The 19,766-nt window shown below is 28.3% G+C and carries 22 protein-coding genes and 2 pseudogenes; all 24 read right to left on the bottom strand.

The features are described 5' to 3' along the window. The 24 genes and pseudogenes from ACMFBB_RS00695 to ACMFBB_RS00580 all read right to left on the bottom strand — a co-directional run bounded on the left by ACMFBB_RS00695 (window position 1) and on the right by ACMFBB_RS00580 (window position 19,764). Window positions 1-1,173, bottom strand: coding sequence for an MFS transporter (locus ACMFBB_RS00695; RefSeq protein ID WP_435262555.1), 1,173 nt, complete (start codon window positions 1,171-1,173; stop codon window positions 1-3). Further along, window positions 1,173-2,498, bottom strand: a complete 1,326-nt coding sequence (locus ACMFBB_RS00690; protein ID WP_435262554.1) for a lysine N(6)-hydroxylase/L-ornithine N(5)-oxygenase family protein — start codon at window positions 2,496-2,498, stop codon at window positions 1,173-1,175. Before ACMFBB_RS00690 ends, ACMFBB_RS00695 begins: the two co-directional genes overlap by 1 nt. Window positions 2,499-2,500: 2 nt before the next feature. Beyond that, on the bottom strand, window positions 2,501-4,003 hold the full coding sequence (locus ACMFBB_RS00685) for a pyridoxal phosphate-dependent decarboxylase family protein (RefSeq protein WP_435262553.1): 1,503 nt from the start codon (window positions 4,001-4,003) through the stop codon (window positions 2,501-2,503). A 94-nt stretch (window positions 4,004-4,097) separates the two neighbouring features. Further along, window positions 4,098-5,387 (bottom strand): cryptochrome/photolyase family protein, encoded by a 1,290-nt coding sequence (locus ACMFBB_RS00680; RefSeq protein WP_435262552.1) that lies wholly within the window; start codon window positions 5,385-5,387, stop codon window positions 4,098-4,100. Beyond that, on the bottom strand, window positions 5,377-5,862 hold the full coding sequence (locus ACMFBB_RS00675) for an SRPBCC family protein (RefSeq protein WP_435262551.1): 486 nt from the start codon (window positions 5,860-5,862) through the stop codon (window positions 5,377-5,379). The genes ACMFBB_RS00680 and ACMFBB_RS00675 overlap by 11 nt, the downstream gene beginning before the upstream one ends. Before the next feature lie 3 nt (window positions 5,863-5,865). Then, window positions 5,866-6,264 (bottom strand): DUF2452 domain-containing protein, encoded by a 399-nt coding sequence (locus ACMFBB_RS00670; RefSeq protein ID WP_435262550.1) that lies wholly within the window; start codon window positions 6,262-6,264, stop codon window positions 5,866-5,868. Continuing rightward, the gene (locus ACMFBB_RS00665; protein ID WP_435262549.1) at window positions 6,264-6,782 is read right to left on the bottom strand and encodes a glutathione peroxidase; all 519 of its coding nucleotides are present in this window, start codon (window positions 6,780-6,782) and stop codon (window positions 6,264-6,266) included. The genes ACMFBB_RS00670 and ACMFBB_RS00665 overlap by 1 nt, the downstream gene beginning before the upstream one ends. A gap of 60 nt (window positions 6,783-6,842) precedes the next feature. Continuing rightward, on the bottom strand, window positions 6,843-7,373 hold the full coding sequence (locus ACMFBB_RS00660) for a CIA30 family protein (RefSeq protein ID WP_435262548.1): 531 nt from the start codon (window positions 7,371-7,373) through the stop codon (window positions 6,843-6,845). 3 nt (window positions 7,374-7,376) lie between these two features. Continuing rightward, entirely contained in the window at window positions 7,377-8,054 is a 678-nt protein-coding gene (locus ACMFBB_RS00655) for an SDR family NAD(P)-dependent oxidoreductase (protein WP_435262547.1), read from the bottom strand. A gap of 21 nt (window positions 8,055-8,075) precedes the next feature. Continuing rightward, a complete protein-coding gene (locus tag ACMFBB_RS00650) occupies window positions 8,076-8,300 on the bottom strand; it encodes a hypothetical protein (protein ID WP_435262546.1) in 225 nt (74 codons plus the stop codon). Then, window positions 8,297-8,995 carry a GTP cyclohydrolase I FolE gene (gene folE / locus ACMFBB_RS00645; RefSeq protein WP_435262545.1) on the bottom strand — a complete coding sequence of 233 codons (699 nt, stop codon included), beginning with the start codon at window positions 8,993-8,995 and terminating at the stop codon, window positions 8,297-8,299. The genes ACMFBB_RS00650 and folE overlap by 4 nt, the downstream gene beginning before the upstream one ends. After that, window positions 8,958-9,368, bottom strand: coding sequence for a 6-pyruvoyl trahydropterin synthase family protein (locus ACMFBB_RS00640; RefSeq protein WP_435262544.1), 411 nt, complete (start codon window positions 9,366-9,368; stop codon window positions 8,958-8,960). The genes folE and ACMFBB_RS00640 overlap by 38 nt, the downstream gene beginning before the upstream one ends. Then, window positions 9,369-9,644 (bottom strand): TIGR03643 family protein, encoded by a 276-nt coding sequence (locus ACMFBB_RS00635; RefSeq protein WP_435262543.1) that lies wholly within the window; start codon window positions 9,642-9,644, stop codon window positions 9,369-9,371. Next, window positions 9,631-10,056, bottom strand: a complete 426-nt coding sequence (locus ACMFBB_RS00630) for a hypothetical protein (RefSeq protein WP_435262542.1) — start codon at window positions 10,054-10,056, stop codon at window positions 9,631-9,633. The genes ACMFBB_RS00635 and ACMFBB_RS00630 overlap by 14 nt, the downstream gene beginning before the upstream one ends. 2 nt (window positions 10,057-10,058) lie before the next feature. Then, entirely contained in the window at window positions 10,059-11,426 is a 1,368-nt protein-coding gene (locus ACMFBB_RS00625) for an FAD-binding domain-containing protein (RefSeq protein ID WP_435262541.1), read from the bottom strand. A 173-nt stretch (window positions 11,427-11,599) separates the two neighbouring features. Next, entirely contained in the window at window positions 11,600-13,129 is a 1,530-nt protein-coding gene (locus tag ACMFBB_RS00620; protein WP_435262540.1) for a cryptochrome/photolyase family protein, read from the bottom strand. 11 nt (window positions 13,130-13,140) lie between these two features. Next, window positions 13,141-14,436, bottom strand: coding sequence for a DASH family cryptochrome (locus ACMFBB_RS00615; protein ID WP_435262539.1), 1,296 nt, complete (start codon window positions 14,434-14,436; stop codon window positions 13,141-13,143). Next, the gene (locus ACMFBB_RS00610) at window positions 14,406-14,555 is read right to left on the bottom strand and encodes a DUF2256 domain-containing protein (protein ID WP_435262538.1); all 150 of its coding nucleotides are present in this window, start codon (window positions 14,553-14,555) and stop codon (window positions 14,406-14,408) included. Before ACMFBB_RS00610 ends, ACMFBB_RS00615 begins: the two co-directional genes overlap by 31 nt. A gap of 2 nt (window positions 14,556-14,557) precedes the next feature. Continuing rightward, window positions 14,558-15,976, bottom strand: coding sequence for an SDR family oxidoreductase (locus tag ACMFBB_RS00605; RefSeq protein WP_435262537.1), 1,419 nt, complete (start codon window positions 15,974-15,976; stop codon window positions 14,558-14,560). 33 nt (window positions 15,977-16,009) lie between these two features. After that, on the bottom strand, window positions 16,010-16,624 hold the full coding sequence (locus ACMFBB_RS00600) for a flavin reductase family protein (protein ID WP_435262536.1): 615 nt from the start codon (window positions 16,622-16,624) through the stop codon (window positions 16,010-16,012). After that, window positions 16,625-17,936, bottom strand: a pseudogene (locus ACMFBB_RS00595) (ABC1 kinase family protein). Beyond that, window positions 17,933-18,592: a TetR family transcriptional regulator C-terminal domain-containing protein gene (locus tag ACMFBB_RS00590; protein WP_435262535.1), complete on the bottom strand. Its 660-nt coding sequence runs from the start codon at window positions 18,590-18,592 to the stop codon at window positions 17,933-17,935. Before ACMFBB_RS00590 ends, ACMFBB_RS00595 begins: the two are co-directional and overlap by 4 nt. Window positions 18,593-18,603: 11 nt before the next feature. Next, a pseudogene (locus tag ACMFBB_RS00585) lies at window positions 18,604-18,998 on the bottom strand (TspO/MBR family protein). A 67-nt stretch (window positions 18,999-19,065) separates the two neighbouring features. Further along, on the bottom strand, window positions 19,066-19,764 hold the full coding sequence (locus ACMFBB_RS00580; RefSeq protein WP_435262534.1) for a lycopene cyclase domain-containing protein: 699 nt from the start codon (window positions 19,762-19,764) through the stop codon (window positions 19,066-19,068). Between the last annotated feature and the right edge of the window lie 2 nt (window positions 19,765-19,766).

The raw sequence follows: 19,766 nt of genomic DNA, 5'->3' as shown, positions 1-19,766 counted from the left end.
TTAAGAAGCTTTTACTATGTTTTTAGGGACAGAAACTATTTTAAAAATGAAAAAATACAATACGATTGTTACTGTAAAACCAGACAAAGCAATTATAAATGGTAAGCGCAATCCAAAATTGTCAACAACTACACCAACACTTAATGATGCCATTAAAACGCCTAGATTTTGAAAAAAATGAACCTTACTATAATCTAAAGCATACGATTCGGGAGTACTCATTTCAAATAACAACACATCAAATTTCACTACTCCTTGAAAAATTGCCCATCCATAAATAATTCTACCTATGATTACTACACTATCAAATGGCATGCCTTGCAAAAACAAACCTACAAGCCCTATAAACAAAGCCTTTATGATACCTTGATAACCACTTGATTTTTGTTTGTTGCTAATCCATAATGCTATTAAAGCAACGAATCCTGGAATGGCATAAATTGTACCTGAGATTAATTTTGAATCATAATTTGAAAAACTTTCCCAATACATTGAAAAGAATGGACGAATAATAAAATCACTGAAATAAAGAATCAAGGTCAATAACCCTATTTTTAATATTAGCCCGTTTGATAGAGAACTTTTTTCTTTATTATTCTCAGGTGAGATTATAACAGTCGTGTTAAATTTTTCACTTTTTAACAGATAAGCACTCATCGACATTTGAATAAAATCACCAAGTGCCATAATTAAAAAAATGGAACTAGGATCAATGTAATCAACTGTGAAACCACCTATTACTGCTCCTAAAATACCTCCTAAATGAACGATTACAGACAACAAACCAATAGTTGATACATGCTCTTCCTTTTTAATTATTTTAAGGATGTAGGGATAAACTAACAAATAGCTTCCTTTAAATAATACCATTACCAACGATACTATCCAAAAACTTATGTAAGAGCTAGTCCAATAACAGTAAAGTGCCAAAATACCAGCTATAGCTTGAGTATATACCAATATTTTTAATTCTGCTACCTTTTTTGATATATACGCCCAGAAAGGAAATGCTACCATTACCATAAAACAAATTGCTGCGAAATAAAATCCTACATTTTCTGGATTTGTCATTCCAAAACGAATAGCAAAAAACTGAGGATAAAAAGGGTGCAATAAGTAATCACTTACTACCGCAATAAAAGTCATCAGTATTAAAAATGATCTCAACTTCATTAGACTTCTATATTTAATGGTTTTTCTATTTCTTCCTCCTCATTAACCCCAAACTGTTGAAATGCAATACTTTTTTCTACAGGGTAATATTCTTTTCCAGTTAACTCTTTTATTATATAAGAATTTCTATAACAAGCCATTCCTAAATCAGGAGTTACAAAACCATGAGTATATAGCTCAACGTTTTGCACGAAAATTTCATTATGGTTTTTATCTATACTATAATTTCTTTGCACATCATAACGACCTTTATTGTCCCATTCTAATCTATTTGTTATACCTTCTATAAAGTCTGGTAACTTATAATAGTAACCAGTTGACAAAACCAATCCTTCAGTGTTAATTTTCAAATATTTATCTTGCTCTACTTGATGTAATTCTAAAAGAGTGCTGTTTTCCTTTATACTTGTATTTATAAGCTCAGTATTGGTTCTTAAAGACACTTTTATAGGTGTATCAGAATACGATCTTTTAGTGTATAATAAATCATGAATATCATTAATCAAATCTTGATTTATACCTTTGTACAAATGCTTTTGATTTTTAATTAAATCATCTCTTTTATCTGAAGGTAAATTGTAAAAATAATCGACATACTCAGGAGAAGTCATTTCTAAAGTAAGTTTAGAGTATTCCAACGGAAAAAATCTTGGAGATCTTGTAATCCAATTTAACTCATATCCTTTAGTATCTATATCTTGTAATAAATCATAAAATATTTCAGCTGCACTTTGCCCGCCTCCTACTACAGTAATTGATTTTTTAGTTTGTAGTTCATCTTTATGATTCAAATATTTAGATGAATGTACTGACTTGCCTTTCAACTTTTTTGCACAATTTGGCACATATGGTTGCGTTCCTGTCCCTAAAACAATTTTCTTAGCTTTATATATTTTAATTTCATCTGTTTTGGTACATTGGCTTGTTACTATATAAATTTGTTCTTCTTCATTAAAATGAATATTCTTTACCTCTGTATTAAAGTAAATATTGGGTAATTTATTTATTGCCCATTGGCAATACTTATTATACTCATTTCTTAATAAAAGGAAGTTTTCACGAATGTAAAAAGAGTAAAGTCTACCTTTCTCTTTACTATAATTCAAAAAACTAAAAGGGCTCGTCGGATCTGCAAGAGTTACTAAATCAGCCATAAAAGGAATTTGCAACGTAGTACTTTGTAACATCATGCCTGGATGCCAATCAAACTTCTCTTGTTTATCTAAAAATACTCCTTCTACCCCTTCAATTGGAGCTGTTAAACAAGCTAAACCTAAATTAAAAGGACCAACACCAACTGCTATAAAATCTAATATTTTTTTCATCTTTAATTGTTTATTAAATATTCTTCTCCCTTTTGCTTAATCATATTTAAAATTTCTCGGAGATTTTTTACTGTATTTTTAGGATTCAGTAGTGTAAACTTTAAATAAATATTTCCATTTAATTTTGTACTTGCTATAGAGGCACTTCCTGCTTTAAATAATGTATTTTTTATGTATAAATTTGTAGCATCATGTACTTTATTGTCTGTTTCATTTATTTCTTTATATCTAAACACAATTGTACTTAACTCAGGAACATGAACAGTTTCAAACCTTTCATCTTTCTTTATTTCATGATAAATAGTAACAGCTAAAAAGTGGACTTTTTCTAAATAAGAAGCTATTGTTTTTGTTCCTAAAGTTTTTAAAGTAAACCATACCTTCAAGGCATCAAACCGTCTTGTAGTTTGAATAGATTTTTCTATAAGGTTTGGACGTTCAGGATCTTTATCTTCTATAGGGTTTAAATAATCGGCATAATAAGAAACGTATTTAAAATGCTCTTTATTTTTTACAAGATAAGCACTACAAGAAACAGGCTGAAACATGGTTTTATGAAAATCAATAGTAATTGAATCTACTGACTTCATATTTTCAAAATAATGTTTATGTGAGTCTGTCAACACAAAACAGCCCCCGTAAGCACCGTCAGCATGCAACCACATATTATGTTCTTCTGCTATAATTGAAATTGTATCTAAAGGATCAAAACTTCCATAATCTGTTGTACCTAAAGTAGCAACTACAGCAATTGGAATATTCCCTTCTTGCTTAACTTTTTCAATAGCTAAAACCAGTTCATTAGCATCCATTTTCATTTCAGAATCAGTTTTTACTGGAATTACTGAATCATATCCCATCCCCAATAAAGCCGCATTTTTTTTAATACTAAAATGAGACTTTTCTGAACAGAAAATCCTAAACTTGCTTACTTCATTGAACCAGCCTTGTTTTTTTAGATTAACTCCATAGTTTGCAAAAGCATAATTATCCCTTGCCATTAACAAAGCCATAAAGTTTGATTGAGTACCACCATTAGTAAAAACACCATCAGAATTAGCAGACATTGAAAACTCATTACAGATCCAACGAATAACTTCTTGTTCTATGAACGTTGCTGAGGTGCTTTGATTCCAAGTTTCAACGGCTGTATTTATTGTAGAAGCAATAGTCTCTGCTACTATCGAGGGAATAACTACAGGACAGTTTAAATGAGCAACGTAATTTGGACTATGGAATGATATTGCATTATCTATGTACAGGTCATTTAGAGCTTCTAATGCTTCTTTAAATGAATAGGTTTTATTATCAATCTTAGCATCTATTTTATGTTGCCTGATTGCCGCAATATCATCTCCTTTGTAAAAAGTTTTTCTTTTATAGAATTCTTTTAAAACATTGTTTATTGATGCGGTGTACTCTTCTATTTTCCCGAATGACTCATCACTTAATATTCCTTCATAAAGTGATGAATCAACGAGTACGGGGGTTTCGTCTAATGTCATTTATTTTTATTTAGTCTTAATAATAGTTAAGACAAAATTATGACCTTAGTGATGGGTAAAATGACGAATGTGTGATAAAAAATGACGTAAAAAGTTATAATGCATTCTTATACGTAGTTATGGCTCTTTCTCTAGCAAATTTATGTTCTACAATTGCATTTGGATACGTTAATTCATTAAAATCGATAATCCATTTGTTTATATAAATCAGGTTCTTATCAAACTTTTTTAATTGTGATTCAGGATTAAAGACTCTAAAGTAAGGAGCTGCATCACAACCAGTTCCGGCTGACCATTGCCAATTACCATTATTAGAGGCTAATTCATAGTCTAATAATTTTGATGCAAAATAAGCTTCTCCCCACCTCCAATCTATTAACAGATGTTTACAAAGGAAACCAGCAGTAATCATTCGAACTCTATTATGCATATAACCAGTAGTATTTAATTCCCTCATTCCTGCATCTACGATAGGATATCCAGTTTCTCCTTTACACCATTTTTCGAATTCCTCTTGATTATTTCTCCAAGGAACTCTATCATACTTAGATTTAAAATTTTGAGTAACTACTTTAGGGAAATGATATAAGATTTGCATAAAAAATTCACGCCAGATAAGTTCACTTAAAAAAGTACTATTGGTTTTTAATGCATGGATAACCATTTTGCGGACACTTACCTGTCCGAACCTTAAATAAGGTGACAAATTGGAAGTTCCATTTATAGAAGGAAAATCTCTAACATCTTCATAATTATCTAAATTATTTAAGGAGTATGGTTTTACCTGGATAGTACTCGTTGTAAAACCTAAACTTTGAATAGTTGGAAAAACATTTTTTGATGGTAAGTAATTTTGAGAATACTCACTACAATTATAATGTCTAGTGTGATTTTCTTTACTGAATATTTTTAACCATTGATTTTTGTATGGAGTATAAACAGTATAGGGTGTATTATCTTTTTTAAGAACTTCAGACTCTTCAAAAATAACTTGATCTTTATAAGTATTGACTTTAATGTTATTTTCTTCTAATAGTTGGATAATCTTTTTGTCTCTCTCTAGAGCATAAGGTTCATAATCTTTATTGAAAAACACATTTTCAATAGTATACTTTTTTAGTAATTCCTTCCAAATTAAAAAGGGATTTCCTTTTTTTATTTCAATGGAACTTCCTAGACTATTTAATTTTAATTGTATCTCTTTTAAAGAATTATAAATAAAAGTTATTCTTGCATCATCTTTAGGCAATTTATCTAGAATATCATCATCAAAAATAAAAATGGGCAAAACTAAATCTTTTCCTTTTAAGGCATAATGTAAAGCAGTGTTATCATCTAGCCTTAAATCTCTTCGAAACCAATAAATAGAAATTTTACTTTGCATTGAATAGTGTTTCTAATGTTTTGAAACGATGTTCAAAAATGGCTGTTAATTGTTTTTTTATAAATAAACTCTGAGCTATTACTCCTAAAAATCCAAACGGAATTTTATAAGATATTTTATCATACATCACTGTTTTACCATTAGGTAGTTCTTTAAACCAATGCTCATGATGCCACATTTTATAGGGACCGAAACGCTGTTCATCTATAAAAAAATGCTGCTCTTTTACCTGTGTTATTTCTGTAACCCAATTTTGTTGTATTCCTGGTAAAACACTAACTTTATAGGTAATTATTTGACCAGCATATACTTTTTTATCTACTGATGAAGTGATTTTAAACCCCATGTGAGAAGGGGTTATTCTTTGTAGGTTTTCTGGTGAACTGAAAAATTCCCAAGCATCCTTTAAACCAACATTTATAACTTGTTCAGCTTCTAATGTATATATTCCAGAGTGATTTTTAAATTCTAACATTTTTTACGCTATTTTTTGCCAAATTTTATCTGAATTCAAAATAAAACTGCCTACAAAATTAAAATTACATTCATGTGGAGCTAATATTGATAAAAAAAGATCTTCTCCTATTTTTCTATACAAATGATACGTTTTCCCTACAATGGGTTCAAAACTGAATCTTGCATTGTAAACAAGTTCATTGTATTGATATTTATTCATTAGGGATTGATATTCTTTTTTTAATTCTTCATATTCAGCTTTAAACTGATTATTTGCCTTATAAATATTTTGTTTTTTCCAACTTATCGTATCAGTGATTTTGATAACGGGTGAAGATAAATTTGTAGCATAGGGCTTCAAATACGCATCATACGTATTTGTATCTTCATTAAATACAATATTATCTGGCTTCTTGCTCACTATAGTAAGTGTTTTTTTATTTTTGAACTTGTTGGACTTGTTGTTGAATAAAAATAATCGATAAACCGTCCATTTTCATCAACTAGATATTTTTGAAAGTTCCATTTTACAGATGAATTAGAGGCACCATTCAATGATTTTTTGGTTAACCATGAATACAGAGGGTGTTGTTCCTCTCCTTTAACGTTTACTTTTTCTGTCATCAAAAAACTAACTCCATAATTACGTTTACAAAAAGATTGAATTTCAGAAGAACTCCCTGGTTCTTGGCCTCCAAATTGATTACAAGGTATACCTATAATCATTAGTTTTTCTTTATGTAAATCATACAACTCTTGAAGTCCTTTATACTGACTTGTAAAACCACAATTGGATGCTACATTTACAAATAATATTTTCTTCCCTTTGTACTTAGATAAATCAATAGGCTGGTTATTTATATCGTTTATGCTTATATCATAAACTGAGGTTTTTGGTTCTAAGGTTTGTGCTTTCACAGATGAACTAAAAATTGACATAATAATAAATAGTTTTAAGAAATGTTGTTTTTTTATTTTGAGAGTACTCATGTTTTAATATTATTTTACACTAATTTTTTCTATTGTTAATTTAAAATCTTCATTTTTTTTATTCCCAATCAATACCGCTATTTCTTTTATTGTATTTCCTGAAAAATTATCTATATTTAATTTATACCCTCTAAAAGAAGCATAAAAGCTATTTAAAGGAATCACAATATCTTCTATTTTATTAGAGGTTTGAAATGATTTTACATACCAGTATCTTTGATATTTTTTTGACTTTATTCTAAACTGATATTTTTTACCATCACCTTTAACTCTTAATATAATATTTTTTGAAGACTTGTTTAAATCAACATTAACGGGTAATCTAGTCATTGCAAAACCTCCATTATTTTCAGTAGAAACACTTCCTTTAAAAACACCAAATCCATTATCATTAATTATCATTTTAGAAGTAGATATTCCTCCCATCACGCTATCGTTAGTTTGATACCAATCGTTGACTTTAATTGATTTATTAAAATCAACAATTACAATTTCATTATTGAATAGCATAAATACACATAAAAAAATTAGTTTTTTCATACTTTAAATTTTTAAACTTATTATTCCTGCATCAATAGGGAACACTTGACCTGAAATAGATTTAGATTCATCAGACAACAAATAACCAGCCAAAGAAGCAACCTCATTAGGGTCTAAATAATTTTTCAAAGGATGGCGGTCTTTCATTGAATCTTTTTGTTTGTCATTTCTCAACAAACGAGAAGCTAAAGGGGTATCAGTAACTGTTGGAGCAATCACATTAAATCTTATTTTTGTTGCATATTCAGCCGCTAAAGATTTTGCTAAACCTTCTACACCAGCTTTGCTAACAGCAATACTAGCATGAAAAGGCATTCCTAGTTTGGTTGCTACTGTACTAAATAATACCACACTTGCCTGATTGTTTATTAATGATTTCTCATATTTTTTAATCACTTTTATAGCTCCTAAAACATTAATATTAAAATCATTTTGAAAATCTTCTATTTTTAAACGAGAGAGTGACTTTAAATTAATACTACCCGGACAATATACTAATCCATCAATATTATCAATATCAGGTAAATCATCCTCTAAAACATCTAATGAAAAATGACTTCCATGACCTACAGCCTCAACTTTAGAGCGACTAATCGTTATAATAGTACAAGTATCCTTAAGTTTATCAACTAATGCTTTTCCAATACCTTTACTTCCTCCAACTACAAGAATTGTTTTCATTTTTAAATTATAATTAGTTTATTACATTCTTCCTTTTAACCTCTTTTCCATTTTTCTTTTTATCACTGTTATACGCTTCATGATATCCATTAAAGTTTTGTCTTTTGTTTTTTTATAAATGTTATTTAAAGATAAAACCAGTTCTTTTGCCTTCCTTGAAGCTAATATTTTTTCATTTCTTGTTCTAAAACTTTTATGATTGCTCTCAAAATTTAGAGCTTCTTCTATTAAATTTACTGTGCTCATTTTATATAATTTTGTAATTCAACTATTTTTTCTTTTGTATTAAAAACACCTCCATAAAAACAAGTAATTGTTGATGAAGAATCATCTTTAACACCTCTTGATGATACACATAAATGTTTAGCGTCTATAATAACAGCAACATTTTTTGTGTTTAAAATAGCTTGTAAATCTGTAGCTATTTGATTTGTTAATCGTTCCTGTACTTGAGGTCGTTTTGCATAGTATTGAACTATTCTGTTTAATTTAGATAATCCAATAACTTTACCCGAAGAAATATAAGCAACATGAGCTTTACCAATTATTGGAACAAAGTGATGTTCACAATTAGAATAAAACTGAATATCTTTCTCAATTAACATCTGATTGTATTGATACTTATTTTCAAACAAGGCTATTTTGGGTTTATTTTTGGGATTTAAGCCTGAAAAAATTTCATCTATATACATCTTAGCAACACGATTAGGAGTCCCTTTTAAAGAATCATCAGTTAAATCAAGGCCCATTACGTCCATTATTTGAGAAAAAAGAGTCGCTATTTTATCCTTCTTCTCATCATCTGACAATAAGAATGCGTCGCTTTTTAAAGGTGTATCTATACCTGTATATAAATGGTCATCCCCTATTTCTTCAATTGAAAAATCATCTAATGAATTTTTATTAATAAGGGTATTCAACAAAGTTTCTTGGTGTTTCATAAAGTTTAATTTTTAATTCCAAGTCATTGGAAATATCTTTTATTATTTCATCATATATTACCACAGCAATGTTTTCTACTGTTGGATTTTTATCTTTAAAAAAAGGAACATCTAGATTCAAATTTTTATGATCAAATGGCTCTAATACTTTTTTCTTAATAATGTTTGAAAGTATTTTTGTATCAATAACATAACCAGTATCTTCATCTATATGACCTATAACTGTAACCTCTAAATCATAATTATGTCCATGATAATTAGGATTATTACACTTGCCAAAAATTTCTTTATTCTTTTCTTCATTCCAATGTTTATTGTGCAATCTGTGCGCTGCATTAAAATGTTCTTTTCTTGTGATGGCTATTTTATTCATTTATCTTTTTGATATCTTATTATTACTAATACTACGTTGTCTTGAACACTTAAAATTTCCTAACTCAAAAACACGTTTAGCTTTATGTTTTGTTTTTCTTCCTTGTACTCGTTTTCTCCATAATTTAAAACTTGAAGGTTTTAAATTTTTTCTCATTAAAATGATAACATCTTGCTCTTTTAAATTGAATTGATAGTAAATAGCATCAAAAGTTGTTCTGTCCTCCCATGCCATCTCAATAATTCTATCTACATTTAAACCGCTATCTAAATTCATATTCTTCACTTATTTTACTTTTTAATAGAAAGATTTTTTGAATAATGCTTCTGTTTTGATCTTTACCTTTAGCTTTCATCAATTGAATGAAACTAGAGTCAGAATGTATACTAAAATAGTCACCATTAAAGATTACAAGTTTATAATAGGGTATTGCCCATGAATAACGTCTAAGTTGTTGAGTAAAATGCACTATAATCCCCTTTGGTCTTAATTCAATATTCGCATAATTAATATCAGAGACATTATTTATTAATTTTTTAAAATTTTTACTTACAGAATAAATAATCATCCTTTTTGAGCCAATTCCTTTTAACTGTATTCTTTTAAAAAATGAAAATGGAGTTCCAACAAGCTCATTTATTTCGCTTTCATCACTTTTATCCGTATATGTGGTGTTAAAAATTAACATAATTATTTTATTACATGTTTATTTAATATTCGAATACTTTCTTCAATTACATCCTTATCCTTCCTCATATTCCATATAACATCAGATGCTTTTTTTCTAGTAGATGAAATATTAACAATTGGTTTTGGATAATCAACTCCCAGGGTAAAATTGTATAACTTTTGCTCTAAGTTTGTTAACTTATTAGGTTCGTGTCTAAATCTAACAGGTAATTGTTCTAATTCAGGTACCCATTTTGTAATAAACTTAGCATCAGAATCATGTTCTAAACCATTTTTTATAGGGTTATAAATTCTGATAGTATTTATGCCAGTTTCACCTGCTTGCATTTGTAATTGAGGAAAATGAATCCCAGGCTCAAAATCTAAAAATATTTTTGATAGGTATTTCGAAGCATCCTGCCATGGTTGCCATAGATTGTGAATAAAAAAGGATACTAACATTGCTCGCATTCTGAAATTAATGTATCCAGTTTGAGATAAGCAACGCATTGATGCATCAATAAATGGAATTCCTGTTACCCCATCTCTCCAAGCTTCTTGGTATTTTTCAGAAATTTCTTTTTTTAATTTGTGAAAACCTTTATTTAAACTCTCTGTTTCCATGATGCATTCCATTTCAAATTTTTGAATAAAATGTGCTTGCCATCTTAACCTTGAAGTAAATGCATCAATAGCTATTTTATTTTTTGCAGTTTTTCTATATTCTTTGGCATATTGAAAAACCTCTCTGACAGAAATGTTTCCCCAAGCTATATATGGTGAAAGTCTACTACAACTTATTCTTGCTTCATTAGGTTTTGAAATATGTTTAGAATAATTAACATAACGTTCATTAAAAAAAGATTTTTGATATTTAACTCCAGTTGATCTTCCTCCGTACTGAAAAAAATCACTTTTATGAGTCTGCAACGAAACCTTAATTAAATTGTTTTCTAATGTCTCTATTTCGTCAATGTCAATAAAATTATTAAAAATCATTGAGTTAAAAACAAATTGTGAAGATTTCATATAAGATTCCCAATCTTCTTTCCAATTAGCTCTATTGGTTCTACCTCTAAAAACACCATTATTAATGCTTTCTGTCCAACTTATTGAATTGTTCCTACAAAATCTTTTAAATGTTTTATCTCTCTTAAATGTTTTTAAAATCCCTGTTTCTTGATGTGAAAAAATACTAACTATTTTCTTTTGAGATAATAGATAACTAAATAAAGGTAATATTTCAGATTCAACAGTTAAAACCCTAGTATTTAAATTATTTAATTCTTGATTTATATCACTTATTGATTCTTTAACAAAATTCCAATGTCTTTTAGAGTAATGGGGATCATCTAATAAAGTAGGCTCAAATACATACAATAATAACACTTTATGCCCTGAATTAATTGCATTATGTAACGCTTCATTATCATGTAAACGAAGATCTTCTTAAACCAAACAACTGCTATTTTTTCTTCTTTGACCATTGATATAATACTAACCTAATCAAAGATACTATTTTTGTTTAACAAAAACAATATTTAGTTAAACAAAACTAAAAATCAATAGTTATCTGGTGAATTAATAATACTATTAGCTCTTGATTTTAAAGACATTAACAAATCGGAGTCCATTTTATTCAAAAGGTTAAACATCATAAACATCCTTCTATTTTTTTTTAATTCTTCTTGTTTAGTAGCTAAAAAGTTCCAATACAAACTATTAAAAGGACAAGCTTTTGTAGATATTTTATCTTTTTTATCATAACTACAATCAGAACAGTAATTACTCATTTTGTCAATATAATTAGCACTAGAAACATAAGGTTTTGTGGCTATCAAACCTCCGTCAGCATATTGACTCATTCCTCTTGTATTTGGTAATTGAACCCATTCTACAGCATCTATATAAACTCCTAAATACCATTTATCAACTTCTTCAGGATCTACTTCCAATAATAAAGCTAGGTTACCTAAAACCATTAATCTTTGTATATGATGTGCGTATGAATTATCCAATGAGTTTTTCAAACAATTTTTAACACAATTCATTTTTGTTTTTCCCGTCCAAAAAAAATCAGGTAATGCGTTTTGGTGTCCAAAAAAATTAGTCTTTTTAAAAGTAGGCATTAGTTTCCAGTACATCCCTCTCATGAACTCTCTCCACCCCAAAATTTGACGGATAAAACCTTCCGCCTGAGATATACCTATAGTATTATTTTTATAATATGATTTCTCAACTTTATCAACAACCTCTTTTGGTGTTATTAGTTTTATATTTAAAGCAAATGAAAGTTTAGAATGATAAAGGTATACCTCCCGATCATGCATCGCATCTTGATAATCTCCAAATAAAGGAAGTAACTCTTTAACAAAATAATTTAATTGCCCTAACGCCTCTTCTCTATTTAATGGATAATTAAAAAAAGTATCATTAATATTACCAAATGTTTCTATTCCTACACCATTCACTTCAGCTAGAATTTCTGATACGTCATGCTTTATTTCATATGGAAGAGGAATAAAACTATCTTCTTTCCATTTTTTTCTATTGCTTTTATCATAATTCCATTTACCTCCTACAGGTTTATTATTCTCCATTAAAACCTGATGTTTTTTTCGCATGTATTGATAAAAAGTTTCCATTACAGTTTGCTTTTTATCTTTAAAAAAAACAGATAACTCTTCTCTTTCAGTATAAAAATGTTCTGAGGATACAACTTTTGAGGCTATTTTTAATTTTGAAGCACAAGTTAGCAACTCTTCATTTATTCGATATTCATCAGGATATTGATACTCAAAATTCTTTATATCTCTTTCTTCTGCTATCTGTAATATATTATTTTTAAAACTATGGCTATTATTTTTATCATTGATTTTATAATATATTATGTTGTGCCCTTTTTCTTGTAACTGACTAGAAAAATCTCTCATAGCTCCAAAAAATCCAGCAATTTTCTGAATATGTTGCTTAACATAAGTAGCTTCTTGCTTTATTTCAAACATACAATACAAAACGTCTTCATTAATTTCTTTAAACCAAGAATGCTTTATATTCAGCTGGTCTCCTAATATTAGTCTTAGTGTTTTCAATATACTTTAGTTTACAACCATTTATTAATAAACTCACCTTTTGCATCATAAATCATCGCCTGTTTCTTTACATCAAAAGGTTTATTCCTTAAATCATTACCAACCCCAGCTATGTACATCCAATTTCCATAATTACTATGAACATCATAGTCTAATAATAAACTTTCAAAATATGCCGCTCCTACTCGCCAGTCTTGGTTTAAATTATGTACTAAAAATGAAGCTGTATTTTGCCTTCCTCTATTACTCATCCATCCTGTTAGCTTTAACTCTATCATGTTTGCGTTTACAAAATCATTAGTTGTTTTACCTTCTACCCAACTTTTTATGATATCATTATCAATTATATTGTAAACTTTTTTATTTTGAATACCTTCTTTTTTAAAAATTGAATCACCATGTTTCATAGATACATATTTGAAAAATTCTCTCCATAAAAGTTCAAAGAATAACCAATACGTAGATTCATTTGCTATAATTTTTTTTTCAAATTCTTTTATTTTCCAATAAACCAGTCTTGAAGAAAGTGCACCATTAGCTAACCAAGGAGAAAATTTTGAACTATAGTTAATACCCAACAATTGATTTCTTGTTTTTTTATAAACTGCTATGTTTTTGGTTTTAAAAAAGTATTCATCTAACCTTTTCACCCCTTCATTTTCTCCTCCCAAAAAAGGAAATACTGTATATTTCTTATAATTAGAATCAAAGTAAGCCAATTGATCTAAATTGATTTCATCTCCTAATTTTACTTCTATTTTATCTTGAATTGGTATTTCATAATCTAATAAATTAGGTATATGACAGTGTTTTTCTATTTTTTTTCTAAAACCACTAAAGGACCTAGGTATTTCAGAAAACAATTTCATAACATCATCAACATTAAATAAGAGTTGATTAAAAACCGACTTAACAACTATTCTTTTAGATAAATAGCGTATAATTCTTTTTTCTTCCTGAAGTTCTTCATAGGTCCAACTTTTTTGATAAAAAAAATTTATTATTTTAAAATGCGTGTTTAATTCTAAAAATACTTCTTTGTCATACTTATTGTAAATAAATAAAGGGATATTATATTTCTTCATTTTATTTTGAAGACATAAGACGGTTTCAGTCAAAAACTTCATACGAAACTTTCCTATTTTCTTAAAACCGAATGTACTTTTAGAAAATCTTTTATCATTAAATAGAAATATGGCAATTATGGGAAGTTTTTCATTAATTGCTTGTTCTAAAACTTTATTATCATGAAGTCTAAGGTCATTTCTAAACCAAATTAGAGTATAGCCTTTGATTTTTTCCTGCATTTTTTACTACAATATTTAACTGCCTCCCAATTTTTCTCCCATTTCTTTCTCCATGAAAATGGCAAATTACACACTATACATGTTTTATAGGGTAGATGTTGCTTTTTTACACCTTTCACAATTATTTTTTTACTAAATAATTTAACATTCCCTGAAAAACAAAGGAATGAAAAGGTAATACACTGAACCAGTATAGTCTTCCCAGAACTCCTTGAGGTCTAAAAACGGCTCTTTGATACAATTTCCCCTTAACAATTTTGAATTCTAGCCAAGCTTCACCTGGTAATTTCATTTCAGCAAACAACAACAACCTTTTTTCTTCTTTATCCGCTAAAAGAACCCTCCAAAAATCTAATGCATCTCCAGCTACTAACTCCGTTTTATGTCTTCTTCCTCTTCTCAATCCAACACCTCCAAATAATTTATCTACATACCCTCTTATTTTCCATAAAAAATTATATGTATACCAGCCATTCTCTCCCCCAATACTCCATATTTTATTCAAAGTTTGTTCTTCATTTACTATTTTTTTACTTCTTATATCTTTAAAACATCCGTATTGAGGAACTGTAATATATTGGGATAATTGAGTATTAAAAACTCCACTAATCATCGCATCCTTCCAGCTAGAGATAGCTGAATTTTGAGCTATTTTAACAAAAGCCTTGTTAACTGCTTCCTTATAGGTAATCGGCGCAATTTTTATAATAGAATTAATATTTGAAGGCTTTCCAATCACCTCTACCTTCATACTATCTACTAAAGAACTAGCTAATTTAAATGAGGTAGAAGTAACAAAATACAACCAATAAGATGATAATTTAGGAGTTAAAACAGGTAGCGTTAAAATAAACCTTTTAAAATTTCTAGTTTCTGCAAATTGAAGTAACATCTGTTTATAAGTGAGTATTTCTGGGCCATAAATATCATAAGAGCGATTATATAATTTTTCTTCTAATATAGCTTTACTTAAATACGTTAACACATCTCTTATTGCTATTGGTTGTGTTTTTGTTTTTAACCATTTTGGAGCTACCATAACTGGAAGTTTTTCAACCAAATCACGTATAATCTCGAAGGAAGCACTTCCACTTCCCACAATAATTCCTGCTCTAAAAGTAGTTAAAGCATACTTTACAGACCTTAAAGTTTGTTCAACTTTAAAACGAGACTGTAAATGTTTGGATAATGACGCATCATTAACAATACCACTCAAATAAATAACCTGCTTGCAATATGTTTGTTCTAAAATAGACTTAAAATTAATTGCACAGTTATATTCTAATTTTTCAAAGTTATCGCTACTTGTTGACATTGAATGTATTAAATAATATGCAACGTCTATGTCTTTTGGTATTGATACAATATCAGTACTTAGAAAATCAATTTTAATAAATTCAATTTGCTTTTTATTTTTTAAATCTTCAGGAATTCTAGTTAAATCACGTACGCAACAAACTAAATGATAATCTTTTTGTAATAAGCTAGGAATTAATCGTTTTGCTATGTACCCCGTAGTGCCTGTTATAAGTATTTTCATATAAATTATCTTTTAAGCAGCTACAGAAAAACCTTATTTTTTAGGTCTTTGATAGCTTAACCTTGTCTTTGTCTCAGGAACAACATAAGCATCTAATCCGTTTATAGCTGTAACGTTTCCTTTTAATAAATCAATAAAACCATCTTCATTTATTAATGAATCATCTATATACAAATCAATAATTTCTCCTAAAACAAGTATTGTATTGTTTGCTTTTATATGGTATTCCTCTAAATATTTCAACCCTATTTTAACCGGGCTTCCCTCTACAAAAGGAGCGTAAAAATCATTTAAGTATTCTTCCTTTAAATTAGTTTTATCAAACTCCGATATTTCAGAAGAATATTTTGCAGAGGTATGGTGCGCATCTTCAATGATAGCATTATGAATATGGTTAATTGTAAAGTAACCAGTTTCTTTAATATTATCATACGTATTCCTTCGAACAGTTGTAGGACGAACAACGAAACCTAATATTGGTGGTGCCGAACCATAATGCACAACAGAGCTAAAAACGGCAACATTAGTAATATTTTCTTTAGATTTAGTACCAATTAGATTTGCTGGTTTAAAACCAGAAACACTATTGATTAAATTAATCTTATATAAATGTTCTAAACTATCAATATAAGCTCTTGTTAAATACATTTATAAATTTTTAAAATTGTTAATCTTTATGTGATTTGCTTTTAAGTCATGCATTAAGTTATATAAACCGAAAAATGTTCTATTTATATAAATAAAATGCTTTGAACCTCTATTTCCATTCATTTTTCTTAGTTCAGTGCTTTTAGCATACTTTTTACCTAAATCGGCTATTTTATTAAAAAAAGTAGCATCAGAGAAATCAAACACATCCTCATGAAAAGGTTGTGTAAAAAGTGAAAGCATTTCATAAAATAATGATTTAAAAAAAACTTTCTCTTGATCAGAATCGTCATCTCTTAAAATTTCAAGCTCATATAATTTACTTTCAAAAAAAGCTGGATTTTCAATATTATTCTTTTGTGCTAATTCGAAATAAGGTACATAAAAATTATCAGGAACTTCTTTCATACATCCAAAATCGATAACAATGAGTTCATTTTTATTTGATACTAAAAAATTACCTGGATGTGGATCTGCATGGCAACTTTCTTAGCATGTGCATTTGATACATGTAAAAGTCCCATAAAGCTTGCCCTATTTTATTTAACGTTTCAACAGAATTATTTTTTAAAGTAAATTCAGATAAATGAATTCCTTCCATCCAATCCATAGTCAAAATTTTCTTTGTAGAATACTCAGGATAATAATCTGGAAACTTTAAATTTGGAATCATACTGCACTGCTCAGCAATTTCTTTACTTTGTTTCAGCTCTAATTCATAATTAGTCTCTTCCGTTAATTTATTTTCAACCTCTTTAAAATACTCATCTGACCCCTCTCCTTTAATATTAAACATCTTTATAGCTATAGGTTTAACCATAGCTAAATCAGAAGAAATACTTTCTGCTACACCAGGATATTGTATTTTAACTGCTAATTTTTTATTTCCTTTAGTTGCTTTATGAACCTGTCCAATACTAGCAGCATTTACAGATTTCGAAGTAAATGTATCAAAAACTTCTAAAGGTGTTCTTTTTAAATAGTTTTTAAAAGTTTTAACAACTAAAGGAGGAGATAATGGTGGAACAGAAAATTGAGATAAAGAAAATTTTTCTACGTAAGCACTTGGTAAAATATTTTTTTCCATACTTAACATTTGAGCAACTTTCAAAGCAGAGCCTTTTAAAGTTTTCAAACCGTCATAAATATCGGTTGCATTCGCTTCATTTAAATTTTCTTTAGCTTCCTCTTCTGATTTTACTATCTTTTCTCCATAATACTTGGCATAATTTACACCTACTTTTATACCTGTAGTAATTAATTTAGAGGCTCGTTGAATTTTTGAAGTTGGGATATTATCTATACTTTTCATACTGAGGGCATTTTTTCTTTCCACAAAAATTTAGCAAAATCAAACACACTTTGTAAAGGTGTAATATCTCTTAAATCAAAACTAGCTTTTACTGACTTTTCAATAAAAATATCTGTTTTTTCAAAGTTTTCAGATTGATCATCTAACCAAAATTGAAGTGTAAATAATAAGTGCATCCATGAAGCCTCTAAAAATCCTTTATCTTGGATTTTATTTACAGTTTTATTCTTAAAATCAATTTTATCAGTATGAATTTCAGCTGATATATAGTCTTGAAACTCTTTTCTTAACTTTGATAATAATTTTAAAGATTCTAATTTGTTTTTATTTTGTTTCAACTTTAAAATCACATACGATCTATTAGCTGATAGTAATTCGAAAAAAGTATAGTAAAAACTTAATAATTTACTTTTTGCATCATACGTTTTGTAATCGTCATTTTGCAATAATAATTGAACGGTTTTAGAACAAAAAATTGCAAAAACCTTTTTCTCAAGAGTTTCAAAACTATTGAAAAATTTATAGAAATCACTTTCGTCAAAATCATTATTTTTAGAAAAAGCATATATTGTATGTGGAGTATTATTTCCCATCAATACTTGATCCATGTATAATTCTATTATTTTGTCTGATGTTATATTTTTTTTTCTAGCCATTACTGTATATTTTAATTGTTAAAAACTATGTATGCATTTAAACTAGTAGCTATGGTCATCCATACTAAGTATGGAATGATTAATATTGAATAAAAATTAAGTATTTTTATGTATTTGAACGTGAAATAACCTATTAATAACCATAATAATATTAGTATGATAAGTCCAATTTCAGTTTGATGATTGTTAAAAAAAAACCAATTCCAACATACATTTAGTATCCACTGAACACTAAATAAAATAATTAATTTCTTATTTATAAAATTAAAAGTCAAGCTCAATTTAGTCATGTAAAAAGAAAAGAAAAACATGATTGAGACCAAGCTGCTCCAAAAACCCATCCAGGTGGAGTCCAAGGTGCTTTATTTAATGTAAGATACCATATTTCACTAGGTCCATCATTCATTAATAAAACACCCAAATAAAGTGCTAAATTATTAACAGATAAAAAGACTAAGAAATATAAAATAAGTTTATTTTTCATACATTTTCTTTTTAAAATAGTTGAACAATAATTGAATTGAAAACAATAAATTAAAGGCATAAAAAACATCCTCTAGCGGGATTGTAAATATTCTAAAGTTTATATTTTCTTTATTATTATACCAAACAACAGGTTCGTCTATAAAGCTCCCTGTTAAAACACCATTCACAACTAGAAAAGGAATCATTATCACCATAAAACTAGGCAAATAATTACTCAAAATATTCAAATATTTCTTGAGGCTATAAATTATCAACAGAATAAAAATTGAAAAATTTACAGTCGTATACAATTTACCGAAGTTAAAAAGCAGTAGAAAACTGGTTATAAGCAATACTATAACTGATATTATAATAGTTGTTCCTTTTGATAACGTAAAGTTGGGTAAATAAAATTTTAAAACCTCATGTGTAAATAAGCAAGCATAAGGAATACAGAAAAAAAACAAATATTCTTCAAAAGGCATACCTAGTATGCTCAATGACAAATGATAATCAGAATTGAATCCCCAAACTCCATAGTTTGTAAAGATACCATCCCATATCAAAAAAGGAATTGCAATCAACGCAATACTCAATATAACAGCCTTAATGTACTGTATAAAGTGAAACTCTTTCTCATAAATACTGTACAATAAAGGAATACTTAAACTACCCAAATTTAATATGAGATACAAGTAATTATCCATTG

Origin of the sequence: Tenacibaculum sp. nBUS_03 (assembly GCF_051201695.1) — a bacterium.
Classification (GTDB): domain Bacteria; phylum Bacteroidota; class Bacteroidia; order Flavobacteriales; family Flavobacteriaceae; genus Polaribacter.
Note: the sequence above shows the minus strand (reverse complement) of the source record. Positions and strands in the feature narration are given on the sequence as shown.